At 57.0% G+C, this 20,422-nt stretch carries 18 protein-coding genes; 13 read left to right on the top strand and 5 right to left on the bottom strand.

Annotation, left to right across the window (positions count from 1 at the left end; genetic code table 11):
• Window positions 1-8 precede the first annotated feature (8 nt).
• Both ACNEOT_RS19470 and ACNEOT_RS19465 read right to left on the bottom strand, forming a co-directional pair.
• Window positions 9-791: a hypothetical protein gene (locus tag ACNEOT_RS19470; protein WP_415976077.1), complete on the bottom strand. Its 783-nt coding sequence runs from the start codon at window positions 789-791 to the stop codon at window positions 9-11.
• A gap of 72 nt (window positions 792-863) precedes the next feature.
• Window positions 864-1,649 carry a hypothetical protein gene (locus tag ACNEOT_RS19465; RefSeq protein ID WP_415976076.1) on the bottom strand — a complete coding sequence of 262 codons (786 nt, stop codon included), beginning with the start codon at window positions 1,647-1,649 and terminating at the stop codon, window positions 864-866.
• Between the two features lie 338 nt (window positions 1,650-1,987).
• Here ACNEOT_RS19465 and ACNEOT_RS19460 point away from each other — a divergent pair, with 338 nt between their 5' ends.
• The 13 genes from ACNEOT_RS19460 to ACNEOT_RS19400 all read left to right on the top strand — a co-directional run bounded on the left by ACNEOT_RS19460 (window position 1,988) and on the right by ACNEOT_RS19400 (window position 17,463).
• On the top strand, window positions 1,988-3,478 hold the full coding sequence (locus ACNEOT_RS19460) for a sugar transferase (RefSeq protein WP_415976370.1): 1,491 nt from the start codon (window positions 1,988-1,990) through the stop codon (window positions 3,476-3,478).
• 52 nt (window positions 3,479-3,530) lie between these two features.
• A complete protein-coding gene (locus ACNEOT_RS19455) occupies window positions 3,531-3,830 on the top strand; it encodes a hypothetical protein (protein ID WP_415976074.1) in 300 nt (99 codons plus the stop codon).
• A gap of 187 nt (window positions 3,831-4,017) precedes the next feature.
• Window positions 4,018-5,337 carry a UDP-glucose dehydrogenase family protein gene (locus ACNEOT_RS19450; protein ID WP_415976073.1) on the top strand — a complete coding sequence of 440 codons (1,320 nt, stop codon included), beginning with the start codon at window positions 4,018-4,020 and terminating at the stop codon, window positions 5,335-5,337.
• Between the two features lie 554 nt (window positions 5,338-5,891).
• Window positions 5,892-7,343 carry a sugar transferase gene (locus tag ACNEOT_RS19445; RefSeq protein ID WP_415976368.1) on the top strand — a complete coding sequence of 484 codons (1,452 nt, stop codon included), beginning with the start codon at window positions 5,892-5,894 and terminating at the stop codon, window positions 7,341-7,343.
• A 133-nt stretch (window positions 7,344-7,476) separates the two neighbouring features.
• The gene (gene gmd, locus ACNEOT_RS19440; protein ID WP_415976072.1) at window positions 7,477-8,499 is read left to right on the top strand and encodes a GDP-mannose 4,6-dehydratase; all 1,023 of its coding nucleotides are present in this window, start codon (window positions 7,477-7,479) and stop codon (window positions 8,497-8,499) included.
• Window positions 8,496-9,491 (top strand): GDP-L-fucose synthase family protein, encoded by a 996-nt coding sequence (locus ACNEOT_RS19435; RefSeq protein ID WP_415976070.1) that lies wholly within the window; start codon window positions 8,496-8,498, stop codon window positions 9,489-9,491. Before gmd ends, ACNEOT_RS19435 begins: the two co-directional genes overlap by 4 nt.
• Before the next feature lie 258 nt (window positions 9,492-9,749).
• Complete coding sequence (locus ACNEOT_RS19430; protein WP_415976068.1) at window positions 9,750-10,871, top strand: glycosyltransferase family 4 protein; 1,122 nt, start codon at window positions 9,750-9,752, stop codon at window positions 10,869-10,871.
• 43 nt (window positions 10,872-10,914) lie between these two features.
• Window positions 10,915-12,060: a glycosyltransferase family 4 protein gene (locus ACNEOT_RS19425; RefSeq protein WP_415976067.1), complete on the top strand. Its 1,146-nt coding sequence runs from the start codon at window positions 10,915-10,917 to the stop codon at window positions 12,058-12,060.
• 150 nt (window positions 12,061-12,210) lie between these two features.
• Window positions 12,211-13,518: a lipopolysaccharide biosynthesis protein gene (locus tag ACNEOT_RS19420; protein ID WP_415976065.1), complete on the top strand. Its 1,308-nt coding sequence runs from the start codon at window positions 12,211-12,213 to the stop codon at window positions 13,516-13,518.
• A gap of 69 nt (window positions 13,519-13,587) precedes the next feature.
• Window positions 13,588-14,406 (top strand): glycosyltransferase family 2 protein, encoded by an 819-nt coding sequence (locus ACNEOT_RS19415; protein WP_415976064.1) that lies wholly within the window; start codon window positions 13,588-13,590, stop codon window positions 14,404-14,406.
• Between the two features lie 144 nt (window positions 14,407-14,550).
• On the top strand, window positions 14,551-15,831 hold the full coding sequence (locus ACNEOT_RS19410) for a hypothetical protein (protein WP_415976063.1): 1,281 nt from the start codon (window positions 14,551-14,553) through the stop codon (window positions 15,829-15,831).
• Window positions 15,800-16,936: a glycosyltransferase gene (locus ACNEOT_RS19405; protein ID WP_415976367.1), complete on the top strand. Its 1,137-nt coding sequence runs from the start codon at window positions 15,800-15,802 to the stop codon at window positions 16,934-16,936. The genes ACNEOT_RS19410 and ACNEOT_RS19405 overlap by 32 nt, the downstream gene beginning before the upstream one ends.
• Window positions 16,933-17,463, top strand: a complete 531-nt coding sequence (locus ACNEOT_RS19400) for an acyltransferase (protein WP_415976062.1) — start codon at window positions 16,933-16,935, stop codon at window positions 17,461-17,463. Before ACNEOT_RS19405 ends, ACNEOT_RS19400 begins: the two co-directional genes overlap by 4 nt.
• A gap of 38 nt (window positions 17,464-17,501) precedes the next feature.
• Here the strand turns inward: ACNEOT_RS19400 and ACNEOT_RS19395 are convergent, their stop codons facing one another.
• The 3 genes from ACNEOT_RS19395 to ACNEOT_RS19385 all read right to left on the bottom strand — a co-directional run bounded on the left by ACNEOT_RS19395 (window position 17,502) and on the right by ACNEOT_RS19385 (window position 20,149).
• Entirely contained in the window at window positions 17,502-18,077 is a 576-nt protein-coding gene (locus ACNEOT_RS19395; protein ID WP_415976061.1) for an acyltransferase, read from the bottom strand.
• Between the two features lie 39 nt (window positions 18,078-18,116).
• Window positions 18,117-18,914 (bottom strand): glycosyltransferase, encoded by a 798-nt coding sequence (locus ACNEOT_RS19390; protein WP_415976365.1) that lies wholly within the window; start codon window positions 18,912-18,914, stop codon window positions 18,117-18,119.
• Between the two features lie 416 nt (window positions 18,915-19,330).
• Entirely contained in the window at window positions 19,331-20,149 is an 819-nt protein-coding gene (locus ACNEOT_RS19385; RefSeq protein WP_415976060.1) for a WecB/TagA/CpsF family glycosyltransferase, read from the bottom strand.
• Between the last annotated feature and the right edge of the window lie 273 nt (window positions 20,150-20,422).

Below are 20,422 nucleotides of genomic sequence, written 5' to 3'. Positions count from 1 at the left end.
CCCGATCGTCAGTTCTGTCGGCGGAGGGTCGACACGATCTGGTCGACCTCGGTATGCGGAAGTGCGCCCTCGATTTGTTGATCGGTCTTCACCATGAAGACAGCGATGGTGGCGTTCGAGTACCCCTGGGTCGCAACGACGTCGAAGGTTCCTTCGGTTGGATCGCAGTCGAATTTCTTGGTTAGATTGCTCGCGCGTACCGAGTAGCGCACAGCCTCGGCACCGCCGATCTGAAATTGGGTGGGTTCCGAGTACTGGATCTGCACATCGTCGTTCGGTTGATCCCGAAAGATGATTTCGGCCTGGCGGCTCGCCTCAAATGCCGCTGTGGCGACGTCGATGCCATTGCGGCCGGTCATCCCGGTGATGGCCTTACGTGCCCCGTCGCGATCCTCCGGGCAGTAGTCGTAGCCGTACATAGCAATGGCACCGTAGGTCACCGATCCCATGTCGCCCTCCCAGCCAGCGATGGCTCCGGACGAGTTCTGCCAGTCGCCGGGCACCGTGTAGCTGATCTTGTATTTGGTGTCGATCGGGATCGGGTCACCGGCGGTCACTTGGTTCTCGGGTGGCGGGAATTCCATGGAGGGGAAGCCCGGCGGCGGTCCCACGCGCGTGGACGTCGGTGCGGTCGATCCCGTCGGCTGTAGCGCGGTGGCGGTCGTGGTGGGTCTCGCGACTCCTTGGTACGAGTCCGGAGCTTGCGGCCCTAGCTTGGGCAGCAGAAAACCCACCGCCAGGAACAACCCCAGTAGTGCCGCGACACGTACGAGTCGCATTTTCAGGCTCATATCGTTTCCCCCGGAAGTCAGCAGACGCTAACACACCGTCCAGACGTTTCCTGACGCCGTGCGCTCCGATCCTCAGGGTGACTTGCGAAGACTCGAAACTATGCCGTCGATCGTGTCTCGTGAGAGCGCTCCGTCGGTCTCTTTCTCCGCGAGGACCATGAACACGGCGACGGTCGCATTCGAATATCCCTGCATCGCAACGATATCGATGGACGCAGCCGGCGGATCGCAATCGTATTTCCGCGGAAGGTTGGATGCGGTGACGGTGTACCGGACTGCAGGTATGCCCTCGACCTGCAAGTCCGTCGGCTCCGAAAAGTCGATAACAACTTCGTCATCGGGAGTGTCACGGAAGATCAACTCGGCTTCGCGGCTGACGGCGAACGCGGCGGACGGTATGTCGACTCCGTGGCGACCTGTTATCCCCGTTCTTGCTTTGGTTGCTCCGTCATGAAACTCGGGACAGTAGTCGTATCCGTAGTCTGCGATGTCACCGAACCGCAACGACTGGTCACCGCTGCTCCACCCCGTGACGCCTCCGCGCTGGAACCGCCAGTCTCCCGGCACGGTGTAGCGGATGCCGTATTTGGTGTCGATGGGGATCGGGTCGCCCTCGGGCACTTGGTTCTCGGGTGGCGGGAATTCCATGGAGGGGAAGCCCGGCGGCGGTCCCACGCGCGTGGACGTCGGTGCGGTCGATCCCCTCGGCAGTAGCGCGGTGGTTGTTGTCGTGACGGGTCTCGCGACGCCCTGGTACGAGTCCGGTGCTTGTGGGCCGAGTTCGGGCAGCAGGTAGCCCACCGCCATGAACAATCCCAGCAACGCCGCAACACGCAGCAACCGCAATCTCAGACTCACAACACTCCCCCCGAAGACGCCGAACGTTAACACGTCGGTATCGGTCCAACGTTCGACCGACAGTGCTTGACACACGACGCGGTTCTGGCACTAATAGGTGGTCGAGAGTCACCGAATAGGGTGCTCCCGGAGGCATCGGCAATGCTGCGGACGCGTGCGGTTAATGCTTTAGAAACATGTAACGACCTGCGGGTTCTTATCGATCAACATACTGTTACCAAGTGACACAATAACCAGAACGAGATAATCTGCACGACGGGTGGCACGGTGCAGTGTCGATCACGCAGAGGTTCGGCAACGCGTACGTACCGAGGGGAAAATCAGTGTCAGTCAGCGATCTGGAAACACAGAAATCGGTTGTGTCGCGGCGTGATGCACGACGGTTGCGCGCGGCGACGTCTCGTCGCGAATGGGAGTCGCATTACACCGAGGGGCTTCGTGTCACCGATACGTTGGTCGTTCTCGGTGCAGTGACGGTTGCTCAGGTAATCCGCTTCGGGCAGATCGACTTTCGTGAACCGTGGTCGGTGGCGAGCTACATCGGGTTCTCTGGTGTCCTCTTTGTGCTGTGGTTGACGTTCCTCGCCATCTTCCGCACTCGATCGCCACGCGTGATCGGTAACGGTTCGGAGGAATACCGTCGTATCGTCTCGGCCACGTTCCGACTCTTCGGAACCATTGCGATCCTCTCCCTGTTGTTCCGCTTGGACATCGCCCGTCTCTATCTCGCCATCGCACTGCCTGTCGGCCTGCTCGGTTTGCTCTTGAGTCGGTGGGTCTGGCGAAAAGTCGTGTCGCGCAGACGTGCTCGTGGCGGCTATCAGACTGCGGTGCTCATCGTCGGTAGTCGTAGTTCGGCTCTGGCGATGGCCAAGTCCTTCGAGCGTTCCCCCGAGGCCGGCTACAGCGTGGTCGGCATCTGCTTGCCCAACTACGAGCCCGGCAACGACGCATCGTTCAACATCGACGGCGTCGAGATTCCTGTCCTCGGAGACGAGCACAGCGTCGTGGAGGCCATCGAGACCTCCGGCGCAGATACTGTCGCGGTGACGGCCACCGAGCACATCGGCCATCGTGGACTGCGAAAGATGGTGTGGGACTTGGAGAAGAAAAAGGTGGATCTCGTCGTCTCGCCCGGTGTGGTGGACGTTGCAGGTCCGCGTCTGGTGATGCGCCCGGTGGCGAACTTTCCACTCATCCACGTCGAGAAGCCGCAGTACAACGGCGCGAAGCGATTCGGCAAGACTGCCTTCGATTTCCTCTTCGCAGCGTCGGTTCTGCTGATGATCTCCCCGGTCCTGATCACCCTCGCCGCCATCATCAAGCTCACCAGTAAGGGCTCGATCTTCTACAAGTCCGAGCGAATGGGCATCGACGGCAAGCCTTTCCAAATGATCAAGTTCCGCAGCATGGTTCAGGACGCAGACAAGCGCGTCCAGGAACTGGCCGCCCTCAACGAAGGTGCGGGCGGCGTGCTGTTCAAGATGCGCGACGACCCACGGGTGACCCGGGTGGGCAAAGTGATGCGCAAGTTCAGCCTCGACGAGCTGCCGCAGTTCGTCAACGTACTCAAGCGTGAGATGAGCGTGGTGGGCCCGCGTCCACCGCTGCGTAGTGAAGTGGAGACGTACGACGGTGAAGTGCGTCGCCGTTTACTCGTCAAGCCAGGAATCACCGGGCTCTGGCAAGTGAGTGGCCGATCGGATCTGTCGTGGGAGGAAAGCGTGCGGCTCGATCTTTCGTACGTCGAAAACTGGTCCATGACAGGTGATCTGCTCATCATCGCCAAGACTGCTGTAGCCGTGCTCAAGAGCGAGGGCGCGTACTAGCGGTGTGTGCGTTCACCGTGCGGTCGGTCGGTATTGTTCGTATCATTGCGTGATGACAACTGTCTCCGAGAGTGGACGTGACGCAACCATGGCGCAGAAGACATTTCACGACTTCTTGGCGGATCGCATCGATCAGATCGCGCGCGTTCATCTGAACAGGTCTACTTCCTTGCACGGTGTCATATCCGACAGCGTCGATGCCTACACGTCGGCGTTCGCGGAGTATCACGGCACCGAGGCGCCCTTGGATCTACTCGCCCCCGAGGTTCGTGCTGAGCTGAGCGATTTCATCCACCGATGCGCCGAGGCCGTCGAGGAACCCGAGAATCCGCAGTTTCCCGTTCGCCGCTGAGAATTTTCCGCAGCGATACCCTCCGTTCACTGTGCAGCGACCGCTGTCCCTCGGGTATCGAAGATGTCTGGACTGCGTTTACTATTCGCAGACGCGGGCGTAACCGACATGGAGAGCCCTGCAATTGTCGGGCACTGTCTCGACCGAACACACGGCACAGCAGCCCAACCGACGGGGAACGGACAGCATGCGAATCACAGTTTTCGGTACCGGCTATCTCGGTGCCACTCATGCGGCGTGCATGGCCGAGCTCGGCCACGAGGTTCTCGGCGTCGATGTGGACCCGGCCAAGCTCGCCAAGCTCGAAGCCGGCGAGGTTCCGTTCTGGGAGCCCGGTCTCGAAGAGGTGCTGCAACGCAACATCGCTGCCGGACGACTGCGCTTCACCGCGTCCTACCAGGAAGCCGCGGACTTCGCAGAGGTGCACTTCCTCGGCGTAGGAACTCCCCAGAAGAAGGGGGAGTTCGCGGCCGACATGAAGTACGTCGATTCCGTGATCGAGACACTGGCACCCCTGCTGACCAAGCCGGCCGTGATTTTCGGTAAGTCGACCGTCCCGGTGGGTACGGCCGAGCGACTCGGCCGCATCGCCCGCGAACTCGCCCCCGCAGGCGACGGTGTCGAGGTCGCCTGGAACCCCGAGTTCCTGCGCGAAGGCTTCGCCGTCAAAGACACCCTGCACCCCGACCGCCTCGTGTTGGGTGTCGATCGTGCCCGTCCGGGTCGCGCCGAGGAGCTGGCCCGCCAGGTCTATGCACAGCTGCTCGACGAGAAGATCCCGTTCTTGGTCACCGATCTGGCCACAGCCGAGTTGGTCAAGGCATCCGCCAATGCATTTCTCGCCACCAAGATCTCGTTCATCAACGCCATCGCGGAGGTGTGTGAGGCGGCGGGAGCGGACGTCACCGTGCTTGCAGACGCCATCGGCCACGACGAGCGCATCGGCCGCAAGTTCCTCAATGCCGGCATCGGCTTCGGTGGTGGCTGCCTGCCCAAGGACATCCGGGCGTTCATGGCCAGGGCCGGTGAACTGGGCGCTGACCAGGCACTGACGTTCCTGCGCGAGGTCGACAACATCAACATGCGACGCCGTACTCGCATGGTGGAACTGGCGCGTGAGGCCTGCGGATCTCTCCTCGGTGCTCGGGTTGCAGTGTTGGGCGCGGCCTTCAAGCCCGATTCGGACGACGTCCGTGATTCACCGGCCCTTAACGTGGCAGGACAGATCCAGCTTCAGGGTGCCGCGGTCAATGTGTACGACCCCAAGGCCATGGAGAACTCACGCGCGCTGTTCCCCACCCTCACGTACAACAACTCTGCGTTGGAGGCGTGCGAGGGCGCTGACGTGGTGTTGGTGCTGACGGAGTGGAAAGAGTTCAAGGCCCTCGTTCCTTCGGACCTGAACGACGTCGTACGCAGCAAGAAGCTCATCGACGGCCGCAACTGCCTGGACCCGGAGCAATGGCGTTCCGCAGGATGGAACTACCGCGGTTTGGGACGTCCCTGATCGGGCTGATAAATCGCGCTCTGGGTTCATTCGATTGAATGAATTCTGAATTCCGTGTGTCATTAGCTGCTTGTATCAGGGTTTGCCGCAGATTCTGGCGCGGTTGTCGGTACCATCCTCGCTTTGTAGTCCTGATCAGCGCTGAAGTTCGGTTTCTCGGTCGGCCGTCCAGCTCTGCATTCGTTCTTCCCCAAAAACAGCACATGGGATTGTGAAGAGTTGCAAAGCCGAGTCGATTGTACTCGTGCATAACATATTTGGGCGAAATGAAGGTATGCGCCGATTCGATCCTGCGCCTCGGATCGCCTCGTTAGCTTCTGTGTGGTAAACAACTTGAACACTGTTATTGGTTTGTGATCTGCGCCGCTCGCGTGGTGGACCGGTAAACGACGTGGGACTATTTCAATTCGAGACCGGTTGAAATTCGGATTGGTTCGGATCGGATTCACGCGCTTCCCCTGTGGCGGGAGCTCGAGTGCAGAGGAGGGGAGCACGTGGCATCTGTCGGGGCTGCACAACGCTCTCTGTGGGGATCTCCGCGTCCATCGGGTGCCATGCCGACGCGCAAGCTCACCTCGCGGCACGTGTGGGAGGGCCAGTACATCGCGCGCCTCCGGGTGACCGATGTCGTGGTTGTGACTTTGTCGGTCGCGCTGGCTCAGATCGTGCGATTCGGGGCAGTCGAGACCACTGGCCTGCTTTCGGCAGTGACATACACCGGGGTCTCCCTAGTCCTGGTCGGCCTCTGGCTCACGTTCCTCGCGATTTTTCGAACCCGTTCCGCACGGGTGATCGGCAACGGTGCCGAGGAGTACCGGCGCATCGTGTCGGCGACGTTCCGGCTGTTCGGAGTCATCGCTATCGCGTCCCTGTTGTTCCGTGTCGACATTGCTCGTCTCTACCTGGCGATCGCGCTGCCGGTCGGGTTGCTTGCCTTGCTGTTCAGTCGGTGGATTTGGCGCAAGATGGTCACGAAGCTTCGCGACAAGGGTGAGTACAAGACTTCGGTGCTGATCGTGGGTAGCCGCGCAGCCGCGGTGTCCATGGCGCAGTCCTTCGAGAAGTCCCCTGCATCGGGTTATGCGGTGGTCGGAATCTGCATGCCTGGATACGAGGTTCCTCGCGATGGTCTGGTCCACGTCGAAGGTGCTGAGATACCAGTGCTGGGGGATGAGCACGATGTACTCGACGCGATCGAGGAGTGCGGTGCCGACACTGTCGCGGTGACCGCGACCGAGCATCTCGGCCACAAAGGCATCCGGAAGATGATCTGGGATCTGGAGAAGAAGGACGTCGATCTTGTCGTCGCGCCAGGCGTTGTCGATGTTGCAGGCCCGCGACTGGTGATGCGGCCCGTCGCCGGTTTCCCTCTGATCCACGTCGAGAAGCCCCAATACAACGGCGCGACGCGCTTCAGTAAGACGGCATTCGATCTGACGTTCGCGGCGTTTGTCCTGGTGTTGATCTCACCCATTCTGGTGGCAGTCGCCATCGCAGTGAAGGCCACGAGCCGCGGCCCGGTGTTCTACAAGTCAGAGCGGATGGGCATCGACGGCAAGCCGTTCTCGATGATCAAGTTCCGCAGCATGACCGTCGATGCTGACAAGCAAGTCGCGAATCTCCTGAACCAGAACGAGGGCGCAGGCGGGGTTCTGTTCAAGATGCGTGACGATCCGCGGGTGACGCCCGTCGGCAAGGTCCTGCGGCGCTTCAGTCTCGATGAGCTGCCACAGTTCGTGAACGTGCTCAAGCGCGAGATGAGTGTGGTGGGGCCGAGGCCTCCGCTGCGTCGCGAGGTCGAGACCTACAACGGCGAGGTTCGTCGGCGACTATTGGTGAAGCCAGGAGTCACGGGTCTGTGGCAGGTCAGCGGAAGATCCGACCTGTCGTGGGAAGAGACTGTGCGGCTGGACCTCTCGTATGTGGAGAACTGGTCGATGGTGGGGGATCTGCTGATCATTGCCAAGACCTTGAAGGCCGTAGCTGGAAGCGACGGGGCGTATTAGATGCGCACATCAGCGCGCGAACCAAGTTTCGGGGAGGCCGGTACTGCTCCCGTTAGTCCAAATACCGATTAGACCCGATACGGCCAATTGAACGCCAGCCGCATCAGTGCTGGTTCTCGAGGGAGTGGAAACTATGAAGCGTGCTTTGATCACCGGAATTACCGGGCAGGACGGGTCCTATCTGGCCGAACTTCTGTTGAGCAAGGGGTACGAGGTGCACGGCCTCATTCGACGGTCGTCCACTTTCAACACATCGCGCATCGATCACCTGTACCAGGATCCGCACGAGAAGGACGCCAAGCTGTTTCTGCACTACGGCGACCTCAGTGACGGCGCACGACTCGTAACCCTGCTTACCGAGATCCAGCCGGACGAGGTCTACAACCTCGGTGCACAATCGCATGTGCGCGTGAGCTTCGACGAGCCCGAGCACACCGGAAACACCACCGGCGTCGGGTCGATTCGACTGCTCGAGGCGGTTCGACTGGCAGGCCTCCAGTGCCGTTTCTACCAGGCCTCAAGCTCCGAGATGTTCGGCGCGACGCCGCCCCCGCAGAACGAGGACACTCCGTTCTACCCGCGCTCGCCGTACGGCGCGGCAAAGGTCTACGCGTACTGGGTTACCAAGAATTACCGCGAGGCGTACGGCATCTTCGCCGTCAACGGGATTCTGTTCAACCATGAATCTCCGCGCCGTGGCGAAACTTTCGTCACCCGCAAGATCACCCGTGCGGTCGCACGCATCAAGGCCGGCCTGGAACAGAACGTGTACATGGGCAACTTGGACGCCATCCGCGACTGGGGCTACGCGCCGGAGTATGTCGAGGGCATGTGGCGGATGCTGCAGGCCGACGAGCCGGATGACTTCGTATTGGCTACCGGCGGGAACTTCTCGGTGAAGGACTTTCTCGTCGTGGCATTCGAGCGGGCCGGGTTGGATTGGGAGAAGCACGTCAAATTCGACGAGCGCTACCTGCGCCCCACCGAGGTCGATGCTCTCATCGGTGATGCCAGCAAGGCCGAAGCAAAGCTCGGGTGGAAGGCGACGGTGCACACGCCGGAACTCGCGAAGATCATGGTCGACGCCGACATCGCGGCTCTCGAGCACGAGGGTCGTCCGTGGATCGACCGGCCGTCACTGCCGGATTGGGCATGAGCACCGTGGCGACGAATGGGTCGCCTGCATCCGACTACACGCCAGGTCCGCTCGATCGTGACGCGCCGTTCTACGTGGCAGGGCATCGCGGTTTGGTCGGATCCGCCATCTGGCGGCAGCTCGAGGCATCGGGATTCAGTGATTTGATCGGCCGCTCGTCAGCCGAGCTGGATCTCAAGGACCGTGACGCCGTGTTCGCGTTCTTCGAGGAGACCAAGCCGGCCACCGTGGTGTTGGCGGCGGCCAAGGTCGGTGGCATTCTCGCCAACAGCACGTACCCGGTCGATTTCCTCTCGGACAACCTGCGCATCCAGGTCAACGTGCTGGATGCGGCGTTGGCCCAGAACGTGCAGCGCGTGTTGTTCCTCGGGTCGTCGTGCATCTACCCGAAGCTGGCTCCTCAGCCGATCAAGGAGGAGTACCTCCTCACCGGCCACCTCGAGCCGACCAACGATGCTTACGCCATCGCGAAGATCGCTGGGATTTTGCAGATTCAGTCGGTACGTAAGCAGTACGGACTGCCGTGGATATCGGCGATGCCGACCAATCTGTACGGCCCGGGTGACAATTTCTCACCGAAGGGTTCGCACGTCTTGCCAGCGCTGATTCGTCGTTACGACGAGGCTCGCCGCGACGGTATCGACACGGTGACCAATTGGGGTAGCGGTTCTCCCCGACGTGAGTTCTTGCACGTCGACGACATGGCAGCTGCGTGCATTCACTTGCTCGAGAACTACGACGGACCTGATCAGGTGAACGTGGGCACCGGCGAGGACGCGACGATCAAGGAGATCGCCGGTATCGTGGCATCCGCAGTCGGGTTCGAGGGTAAGACCGAGTGGGACACCACTAAGCCAGACGGCACACCTCAGAAGCTGCTCGACGTGAACAAACTGAGGGAAGCGGGATGGAAGCCGAAAATTGACTTGCAAGCGGGGATTGCTTCGACGGTAGCGTGGTACCGCCAGCATGCGCACTCCTTGCGGACATAGGGTCAACCGATGAGTCAACTCATTTCCGGACCCCTGTCACGAGTTGTAGGGGAAGGACCTCTTGCTATGTCCCTAACAAGTACAAGGACTCCAAAGAACTCGCCCCAAAAGGCCGACAGTAGCCCATCCAAGAAATCACCTAAAAATGTCCTAAGCAATCCCGTGAAACGCGCTGTCGAAGTCGTCGATCTAAATAGAGCAGGGTCAACACCCGAGTTACTTGCATATGAATGGTTTTGCAAATGAAGGCTGTGAAATATGAAAATCGCCATCGTTCATAGCATGTACCGAAGCGACCAGCCGAGCGGCGAAAACATTGCCGTTCAGGCGCAGGTGGCTCAACTCCGAGTGGCCGGGCATCAGGTTCTTGAGGTATACGCGGACAGCGACAACATACTTAATCCCGTGTTAGCAGCGGTGAAGGTGTCTGTTGGCGCAGGAATCGATCCTACGAGCAGGATCGAAAAATTTGACCCCGATCTGGTGCACGTTCACAATACGTTTCCGAACTTTTCATCGAGGTGGCCGCTCGAATTGCAACCACCTGTGGTGGCTACGCTGCACAACTTCAGGTATACGTGCGCATCGGGAACTTTATTCAGAGATGGCAAGCCTTGCGCCCTGTGCATTGACCATCGCAAGATTAACTCTGTAATACATGGATGTTATAGGAATTCCCGCATTGCTACTATTCCTATGTACACAGGTGTGAGTAAGGGGCCTGAGGGCAGCCCCCTAATTTTGGCCAGCCGAAAGATTGTGGCGCTATCCGCGCGAGCCGAAGAAATCCATGTTCGTGCAGGGGTTAACAAGCAAAAGATTTGTCTGGTACCGAACTTTGTGAAGCCATCGCTTGAGAGGGCCGATCCGCAAAGCTCCCGCTGGGCGTACGTCGGTCGGCTGAGCCCCGAGAAAGGGATACAGCACCTGTTGAAGGTCTGGCCGAAAGGCAGAAAACTTGACATCTATGGAGATGGCCCCCTAAGGAGTACCCTTGAAGGGATGGCTGGTTCTTCCGTGAAGTTCCATGGAGTTATTCCCAGCGAGCATGTCCAATCGAGGCTGGCGAAAGCCAGGGGATTGGTTTTCCCGAGCATTTGGCCAGAGTCGGCATACCCGATGAGCTATTTGGATGCCCTATCAGTCGCGCTCCCGGTGGTCGCCCTACAAGGTAATGGGGCAGCAGACGACGTCGTCGCTCATGACACTGGATCCGTCTTCGCGGAATGGACTGATCTGCAATCCGCTATGGATAGAGTTGACGCAGAATGGGACCATTTTTCAGAACGTGCGCTACACCGCTTCGAATCAGAATTCAGCGCCCAAAAGTGGACCGACAAGATGCAGGGTGTTTACAACTCTGCGATTTGCGAAAAATAGCACAGATGACAACCGCCGACGAAATGAACGAGATTCGGGGTAAATGGCTATGGTAAAGATCGCTATCGTTCAGGAATACGTACCGATGTACAGGCAGCCATTCTTCGAACAGCTAATTCAACTACTCGATCTTCATGGTATCGAATGCCGGGTGTTCGCGGGAAACCCGAACAAAGTCCAGGCCAAACGCAACGACGGGTTCGAGTCGACCTTCATTCGAAAGGTGAATCAACGCGAATATCGGGTGTTCGGTAAGCGCGTAGTAGTTAGTGATGTTTTAGACGAGTTGGCCGAATTCGACATGGTCATCTTCGAGCAAGCAAGGCGAAACCTGGCTTTGTATCGAATATTGGCAAGGCGGGGTCTAATTCGCAGATCAAATTCTCGGCCGCGCCAAGTCTTAGGTCTTTGGGGACACGGGCGCGACTATGCAACAAAAAGCGGCACAGTAACGAGATTGCTAATGGCGCAAATTACCAATCAGGTGGATTGGTTTTTTGGATATACACAGGATTCTGTCGAGCACGTGGTAAGCCAGGGGTTTGAAAGAAGCAGGACAACGACCGTAGAAAACTCAATCGACACCAAGAACCTACTGGCGGATTTGCAGCGAGCACCGCATCGTTCATCTCAGGACACGGTCACTACAAATCTCTGCTACATCGGCGCGCTCGATTCGTCAAAGAATATCCCCATGGTACTCAGTTGCGCGGAACTAGTTCACCGCGGAAATCCGCAAGTTCGCCTGACGATCCTCGGAGACGGAGAAGCAAGCGGCGACGTCGAAGAGTACTGCTCCGTTCGAGAGTGGGCCAGCTATAGGGGCCATTCGACGGGCAAGGAAAAAGCCGAAGTCCTGGCGAAATCGCAATTGATTCTGAACCCCGGGAGAATCGGGCTGATCGCCTTGGACTCTCTTACTGCAGGTGTCCCGATTGCTACAACTGACTATGGATTACATGCACCTGAATATGCTTATCTCGACCCCGGGCTCACATGTGCTGTTTTCTCCGGCGATGACGAAAGTTACGCTCGGGGCGTGACCGAACTACTTTCCGACCGTGAATTATTATCGAGAATGCAACAGAACTGCATTGATAAGCGAGGGAACTATTCAATTGAAAACATGGCCAAGAACTTCGCTGATGGTATTCGAGCAGCGCTGAAGATGAATCTGTCAAGTGCCTAAAGCAATGTTCCAGAAGGAGACGGTGCCGCTTATGTTCCGGACCTGGGATATCCAAATGTTCCGGACCTGGGATATCCAAATTCGATTTGATCTATGCTACTTGCGGAGTAGCATGCTAAGTGAAGCGCTGACGGAGGTTGGAACTCCACTGTGACTACTTCAGTGCGGGACAGCCTGTTGCGGTCGGCCGGTGCGCGGGCAATCACACTTCCGGTATCGGCGGTGTTCTCACTACTTACGTCTGCACTAATCCTCAGAAACTTCGGCACCGACAGTTTCTCGCAGTACACGTTGGTGATTTCGATCGCGGCCGTATTGCCTTTTGCGGATCTCGGTGTTGGTGCTGCTACGGTAAATGCCGTCTCAAAGTCGTCTTCGTTTAGGGAGGAAAGCGTTGTTAGCGTCACGGTGGCTTCTCTCAGAATATTGATCTTTTCAGCCACGGTACTCTCAATTGTGGCAGTGGCAATCACGATGATTTCCGGCTGGAAGGTCATTTTGGGCGACTCATTCGAGGAGTCCGCCGGGCTCTACGCATTGATTGGTGTGCTATTTTTCGCGGCGTCAATGCCGCTTGGACTCGGGCAACGCATTGCGATCGGCGCTGGGAAGAACGAACGACAGGTCCTTATCCAGGGGTTGCAGCCCGCTCTCGTATTTTTAGCAGTACTTGTTGCTACCGCCGTCTTCAACGACGGCAAAACTGCAATTTTGTGCTTCTTCGGTGCCTATCTGCTGACAACCTTCCTCATTGCCTTTGATGCAAACAGACTTACTGACGGACTTCTGGTGCGCGCAACTCGACTGATCTTTCGGTTCGACAAGGCGCGCAACATCGGCATATTTCAGACCGCGCTACCGATGTTGGCGGTGATGATTGGAATGCCTTTAGTACTTCAGACCCACCGAATGGTGCTAAGTCATTTGTCCGATGCGGAGGCTATCGCACAGTACAGCTTGGCGGCCCAGATGTTCTTACCGGTGGCAGCAGTAGTCGGTGCAGCATCGGTAAGTCTATGGCCTCAATTCGCCAAGGACCGTGCACGCGACACTGGCAGCCGTGCGCCGCATCCGCTAAAGCTCTCGGCGATCTTCGCTGGAGCCTCTCTAATTCTCTGCTCCGTCGGCGTACTCCTCGCGCCGATGATTGCGCCGCTAATCTCTGGTAACAAAGTTGACATTAGCCCAGGGCTGGGACTGGCGTTCACCTTCTTCGTGGTCTGCCAGTCGCTGCAATCGCCTTTAGGTATTTACTTAACCGATATCTCCGGATTGCGTTACCAATCTGTGTGCGTGGTTGCTGTTGTCTTGTCGGCCTTCGTACTATGCCTGCTGCTCACGCCTTCGCTTGGCGCGGCGGGGCCGCTGGTCGCGACTGGAGTATCGATCTTTGTGTTCCAAGTCATTCCTTACTCGACAAGGATTGTACTTCGTCGGAGGGCAATGGAGTGCAAATAATCGATCGTATTCTCACTGCAGGATTCTCGATTTTAAAATTCATCCAAGATCGAGAGAGGGGTCCACATAATGTGCGCTGAAAATCGCCCGGCCTTGACTATAATCACAATAAATTTCAATAATTCAGCTGGACTAGCTGTAACACTGAACAGTTTCGTAAGTCAGCAACCTAGCCCTATCGGGATCGAGTTGCTGATCATCGACGGCGGATCCACCGACGAATCCGCTGCTGTTGCCCGACAGTATGACGAATACGACGGCATAAAGTGGTTCAGTGAGCCGGACAACGGAGTTTACGATGCAATGAATAAGGGGATTGCTCGAGGTAATGGAGATTTCTATCTATTCCTCAACTCCGGTGACTCTTTCGCTGTGCCGACGGCACTAAAGGTGGTCCATTCCGGGTTAGCAAGCAATCCGGTCTGGATGATCGTTGGAGCCAGGAACTTGGGCGGCGGACGTAGGGCACCGTCGATCATACGAAACATCCCGCACAATTGGATAAAACACGCCTACGGACTTCAACCACATTGCCACCAAGCTTGTCTCTTTCGAAGAGACTTAGTCAGTAGTCTCGGTGGTTACTCTGAACAGTTTCAGTTTGTGGGCGATTTCGACTTCATCTTGCGGGCCGGTGCGGTCGCTGCCCCATTGGAAATCGACGAGCTGCTCATAAATTATGAGGGTGGTGGATTGAGCGAGAATCTGAGCGACCAAATACCAGCGCTGCTCCACGATGTTCGGGCATCTTGTTTTGATCTCGCAGGCGGAGTTGAGGCAGCCGATAGGGTTTGGGCTCGCGCGCAGCAGGTTCGACGACGGTTGTCCCGGCGCAAGAACGCTGTAGTTGAACGCATCGGATCCAGAGGCCAGATTGAGCACTTATGACGTGACGGCGACGAGTGAGGTCCTGGCTGACCGAAGTTTTTCGTTGTAATAGCGACGGGCCTCTGTTTCGGCGGGCACGCAATCTAGAGGACCTGTACAGTACAACTATCTATGGAATGGCGGTAGTGGATGGTTACGCTAAGGGTGCTGGCAGGTGACAGTCAGCAGACTGACGGGTTCGGGAGCGGGCCAACATCTCTTTCTCGTGCGGTCGCTATCGTTCTTGTCTTCCTGTTGCCGATCAAGACGATCAGCCCGCTTGGGTCGGCGAGTCTGAATCTCGCGGTACTGGGCGGGTTGTTATTTATTCTGCTGGGAATTATCCGCGTTCCAGGAGAAAAGTGGGCGAAGCGGGTACTGATTTTGCTCACGATTGCTCTTGTCACTTCGCCGCTACTAACGGCCCTTAGCCTCGGAGATAGCAGTCGTAGGCCCGAATCGATAAATCGAATTGGCGTCACGCTTCTGCTGGTGGGCGGAATCGTAAGCATCATGGCGCTTTGCTGGTGTGCCAGGCTCGCTGGACCAACCATCATGCTGACCTCATTCAGTTTGGGACTACTTGCGCAGGCATTGATTGCGAGTCCGAGTAGTGGGCTAGTTTGGAAGGGCTATCTCGGCTGGTCGATCACCGTCATTCTACTGATCGCGCTGAGCCGTTTCCGTTCGGTTCCCGTTGTTATGCTCGGAATCCTTATGCTTGCAGGCGTCTCGTTCGTGCTGGATTCGAGGGCATTCGGGTTGTTCTGCGTTGTTGCCCTTCTCATGTATGGCTGGTGCAGCGCGGTGCGAGCCAAGGCCGTGCCATCAAGCCGTGTTGTGTCGTTTGGCGTGGTGTCTACGATCGCGGTGGTCGGGCTGGTGGTTGGTCCGTCAATCGCGGCAGACGGCGCGCTCGGAGAGCGCGTCAGGGAGCGGACCGTTGTACAACTCGCGAATCCCGGAACCTTCGGGCTACTTACTTCGGCTCGGCCCGAGTCAAGCGCCGCTTGGAATTTGTTTAAGGCGAATCCGCTAGGTTACGGGCCAGGGGTTACTTTGTCGTCAGCGGAACGCGCGAGTACGAAACTTGCAATGTCGCGTGTGGACGCCAATTTGAATGTGGAGGGCGGCTATGTTGACCGATACGTACTGAACGTTCGGACTCGGTTGCATTCCGTCACGGCCGACCTTTGGTTTAACTTCGGACCGTTCGGGCTCGCTGCGGCGGTTGTGATGATCGGTTATTTGATTCGGCAGGCGTTCCGATTTATGTACTTCGGAACAGGTAATCCTGTTAGCCATTTTTTGATCTTTGCGGCTCTGTGGGATCTTGTATTTTCACCAATAGACTCAAATCTCCCGCTAGTTGTGGTTGCTTTCTTGTATACGATGATGATTGGTGACAAAGAGGATGCAGATGCTGTCACGAACCCTGGACGTTGAGCGCATAGCGTTGTGGGATCCAAACGGCGTAAATCCATACGGGTCTGAACTCGCAGATCTTCTTACAGGAGCTGGAAAGAGTGTGTCACTTTGGCTACCAGCCAAGTCGAAGTTGGTATCTAGAGAACGTGCTCGCGGGTACCGATTGCTCGCAGACTCGGTTTCTACTGATGGACCTGTCCAGCACATAATACGGCGTCTCGCAATACCGCTGATTTTTGTGTTGATCGCAGCTATTCGTCGGGAGGCAGTGGTGCTGGTGTGGATTCGCGGATCATACGAAGCAGGTGTGTTCGCGGCTGCGAGGCGAATACGGATAATCAAGTCGCTAGTGTTCTTGGACCACAATCCGATTGCCGGCAGAAACTCTGGCTCGAATAGTAAATCTGTTATGGCATTTCTAAGAGCATCGACCACTGTCAATGTGGTTCACGGTCGGTCACTGGTAACCGATGTACATTCACCCAGTGCGGAATCTCGGACCGCAGTGATCCCGCACTTGCGGTATGGGGGCTGGGTCGAGATGCTCGACGTTCGGGGAAGGCGAGCGCGGGCCCAGTTGGGTTCGGCTGAAGAGAACACATGCAGAGTCCTGTTTGTCGGGGCGCTACGCCCAGACAAGGGTTGGAAAGAGATGGCGCGGTTGATCGCTGAGCTCGACCCTGCGCATTGTGTTGTAGCGATTGCGGGCACGGGCAGTCTTCCCAAAGACGTCGATCAACTTCTGTCAAGACGTGGTTTTCGCACGGAACTGCAGGTTTCCGATAAGTCGTTGAGCGATTTGGAGATTGCGTCGGCTCTAGTGAAAGCAGACGTTGTGCTGGCCCCCTACCCGCTCGCAACGGCCAGTGGCACCGTCATGTTGGCGGTCTCAGCCGGCGTTCCAGTCCTCGGGTTTGATTCACCTGGAATTTCGGACGTTCTTACTGACAGTTCAACTGTTCCAGTTGGATCCTTCGAAGAGTTGGGGCATCTCGTTGAGACGTGGAGGTTGGCACCTTTCGACACTCATAGGCTGGCAGCACGGGAGTATGATCAGATCGTTAGCCGAGGATGGCTCGAAGCGCTGCGGCAGACTGAGCCCAAGGCTGGTGTGGTGAAATGACTCTCCTTCTACGCTTGTTTGGATGGATCGGCGGACAATTCCGGCTTATTCTTAGAGATTTAGTCTTCAACGCGATTGCGTCTTCGGTTATGTTGCCTAAAAAGCTGCGTCCCTATTTTATCAATCTGTTTGGTCACCGTATAGCGCGCACGGCGTCAATTGCTCCCAATTGCTTCATTGGATCTTGGAGCGGGATGTCAGTCGGAGATAATTCGTACATAAACTACGGGTGTTTCTTCGACCTAGGCGCGGAAACGATCATTGGGCGAAACGTTTTCGTGGGATACGAAGTTATGTTCTGTACCTGTAGTCATGCGATCGGCAGTGAGTCGCAGCGTGCAGGGCCTCCGACGGTGCAGAGCATTGTAGTCGGTGATGGCGCGTGGGTTGGTGCTCGTAGTATTTTAATGCCCGGGTCGGTTATCGGCTCCGGAACCATTGTTGCAGCAGGCAGTGTCGTGACGGGGGTGTGCACGGCAAACTCCCTTTATGCAGGTGTTCCGGCGCGGTGGGTCCGAGACCTATGATTTGTCCAGTATGTGAGCCATGACTAGGTGGGGGCATCTTAAAGAAACCACGCGGGCTTGGCGTCTTGCAAGGGCCATGAGTATGTCAATAGGCGATTTCGACTAGCGATTCTCTTGGCCGGTATTCCTGCCACCACGTCAAATGGTTCGACATCCTTTGTGACAATCGATCCAGCAGCTACGACAGCACCTTCACCTATTTTGACTCCAGGAAGAATTGTCGCCCGAAAGCTAATCCACGCACGATCCCCAATATCGACCGCGCCACCTTTGGTGGCAAAAGTGGGGCTGTCAAAGTCATGTTGCAATGTCCATATAGCAACTTCGCTCGACAGATTCACATTTTTACCGATATTTAATCCGCCACGCGCATCGAGGAGTGCGTCCGAGCCGATTATCGAGCCACGTCCGATTCGTAATCCTCCTGGGTTCCTGACTTCCTTCCACCTGTATATGCAAACGCCGGCATCGATGTTTGCGCCGAATGCTGACACTAACAGCTTTGTGCGTAGCTTGCGAGATGGTATACGGCCGATGTATTGAAGCACAATCGACTTGCCACCGTTTCTCGCTGCGCCCACTATCGATTTTGTTCTCTGCAATGCACTGTTCATGTCAGCTCGCATTTCTGTGGGTCGTGGCTGCAAAATCTGTCAATGACTTTCGACGTTCCACCATTCGTCCAAAAGGGATGGCATCCGAGATGCACTCCACCGACTAGTTGGTGTCCAGTCTGGGTGTTGGGCAACTTCAATGGCGGCCTGAGCGAACCTGCCAGCTAGCACGTCGGGATTTTCCACTTCACCGATCGACGTTCCCATTTTGCCGGATAGTTCGACAACAGTTCCGGCACCACTTATGTCACTGACTAAAGATGGAACACCCATAGCTGCAGCTTCGCCGACGACCCATGGTGCACCTTCCCGACTCGATGGCAGTAGAAGTAGTGTTGACGTAGCTACTGATTCAAGTGCGTCGTCTCGAGTCAATCTACCCTCGAAGGTCACCTGTGCGTCGAGTCGTTCTTGGCGCACGTATGATTGCAGGGCGCTTCGGAGTGGACCGTCTCCGACGAAGTGTAGGCGGTAGCTTCTCAGGAGTGGATTCTGAATTACTTTCAAGCACACCCAAGGCCGCTTGCGTTCAATAAGGTGACCACTGAACGTAATCTTCTGGTCGTGAGGCTGCCGTTTCTCTCGCGGTTCGACCACGATGTTGGGCTCAATTACATTCGGTACTTCCTGTTTGTCGAGAAACCTACCTGTGTGAGAGTTCTGCGCGACGATTAGTGCGTGTTTATTTGTAGTTCTTTTCGATATTTGACTGGTTGCGACAATTCCCAGGCGCTCTTTAAGTCCTGCTGATCCATCGGAGCGCAGTGAGGGATGTTGTGCAATAGCGAGCGGCCCCCATACCGTCCGCGTCGGTAGGCTGCGAATAGTTGACGGCATAGAAGCCGTAGCGAACGTGAATTGGTGTGCGGCCGCATAAAAGTTTTTGTCGAATAACTGTTGAGCAGTTTTGCGTGCCGCAGGTAACCATGCTAGGTAGCTTCCACGGCTCCGCGAGTCTCCGTACTTATTTTGCGCCAATGTGGGGAGGCGTATTGGAAAGAGATTGATTGTTGCAGCGAGCTCATCTTCTGCTACTGCATTCTGGACAACTGGGAGGTCACGCGCGTCGATCAAGGCATCAACTTTTCCGCCCCGAGCGGCGGTGTATTGTGCAGCTGCCTTTAACATTGCCCAGCCTACTCCACCCTCGCTACCGGAACCTGGCCTCGTTACGAACGATACCGCTAGTATTCTCAATGCGCCCTCTGTCCCGTACGCTTGATGTTGATGGTCAACCGGAGGTTGGATTTCTGTTATTTTCTAAGTAATTGGTGGCGGGCTATGCTACGCACGAACTGGACGTTTCCTATTGTGTATCGAGACCAGAGACGTCTCGGCTCGGTTGCGAATCTATAGATCCACTCAAGACCGTTTCTTTGCATCCAGGGCGGCGCTTCTCTTGCTGTGCCAGCCATGAAGTCGAACGCTGCTCCAACGCCGATACACGGCCGGCCCACGGCTTTCGCCAACTGTACAGATGCAAAGTCTTGCTTGGGGGACCCCAACGCAATCCAGACGATGTCCGTCTTCGACGACTCGATGATGATCGCCGCCTCGGTCACGAACTTGTCGTCCACGGGCCCGAATTCAGGTGCGTGTCTACCTGCAATCACTGTTCCAGGGTATCGAGCCTGTATCTTTGACTCCAGTAGGTTCAGCGTTTCTGCCGTTGTTCCAAGGAGGAAGTGACGGCTGGTGGATGCGCGTCCGATATCGATAACTTCTTCAAACAAGGATGGTCCACGCACGCGCTCGGGCTTAGGGCCGTTGGCTGATTGAATCCGCATTGCCCAAACAACCGGTGTTCCGTCGGGAAAATTTATACCGGGGCCGTTCAGCAGTCGGTCGTACTCCGCGTCCTCCGCCGCCCTGGCTACACAAAATGCGTTAGCGAGGCGGATCGACACGCCGCGTTTTTGCATGCCGTTCTCGATGACGAGTTGGGACGCTCTTCGTAGGGTGGTTACCTCAAAGGGGACGCTGCCCACAAAGATTGTGTTTACCCGGCTGGGGTCAGTCGGACCGATACTTCCGGCCGCGTCATCATCGGCCGGGTGTCCCTGCGCAGTCATGAGTGCATCATGCCGCATGCTGGCGCTGGGTGCGCTGTTCACATGTCAACTCGGCCCCCTAACGTGCATTGGTCGGTTGACGGTGGTCGGGGCCCGAGTGTCGGGCGTGCAGCTCGACGGTTCTCCACAGACCGCACGCGACCATAGTGGTCGCCCGCGGGTCCTGAGCATGTTCAGTTGAAGTGACCGCAGTTTCTCCGTTCCTTCAGAGGCACCTAGGGAGGGATCCTTGGCTCTCTGTTCGATAAGTCCGCGGCAGGTGAGGTTCGGTCG

Origin of the sequence: Rhodococcus sp. 077-4, assembly GCF_047782425.1 — a bacterium.
GTDB lineage: Bacteria > Actinomycetota > Actinomycetes > Mycobacteriales > Mycobacteriaceae > Rhodococcoides.
This window is presented reverse-complemented; position numbering and strand designations above follow the sequence as displayed.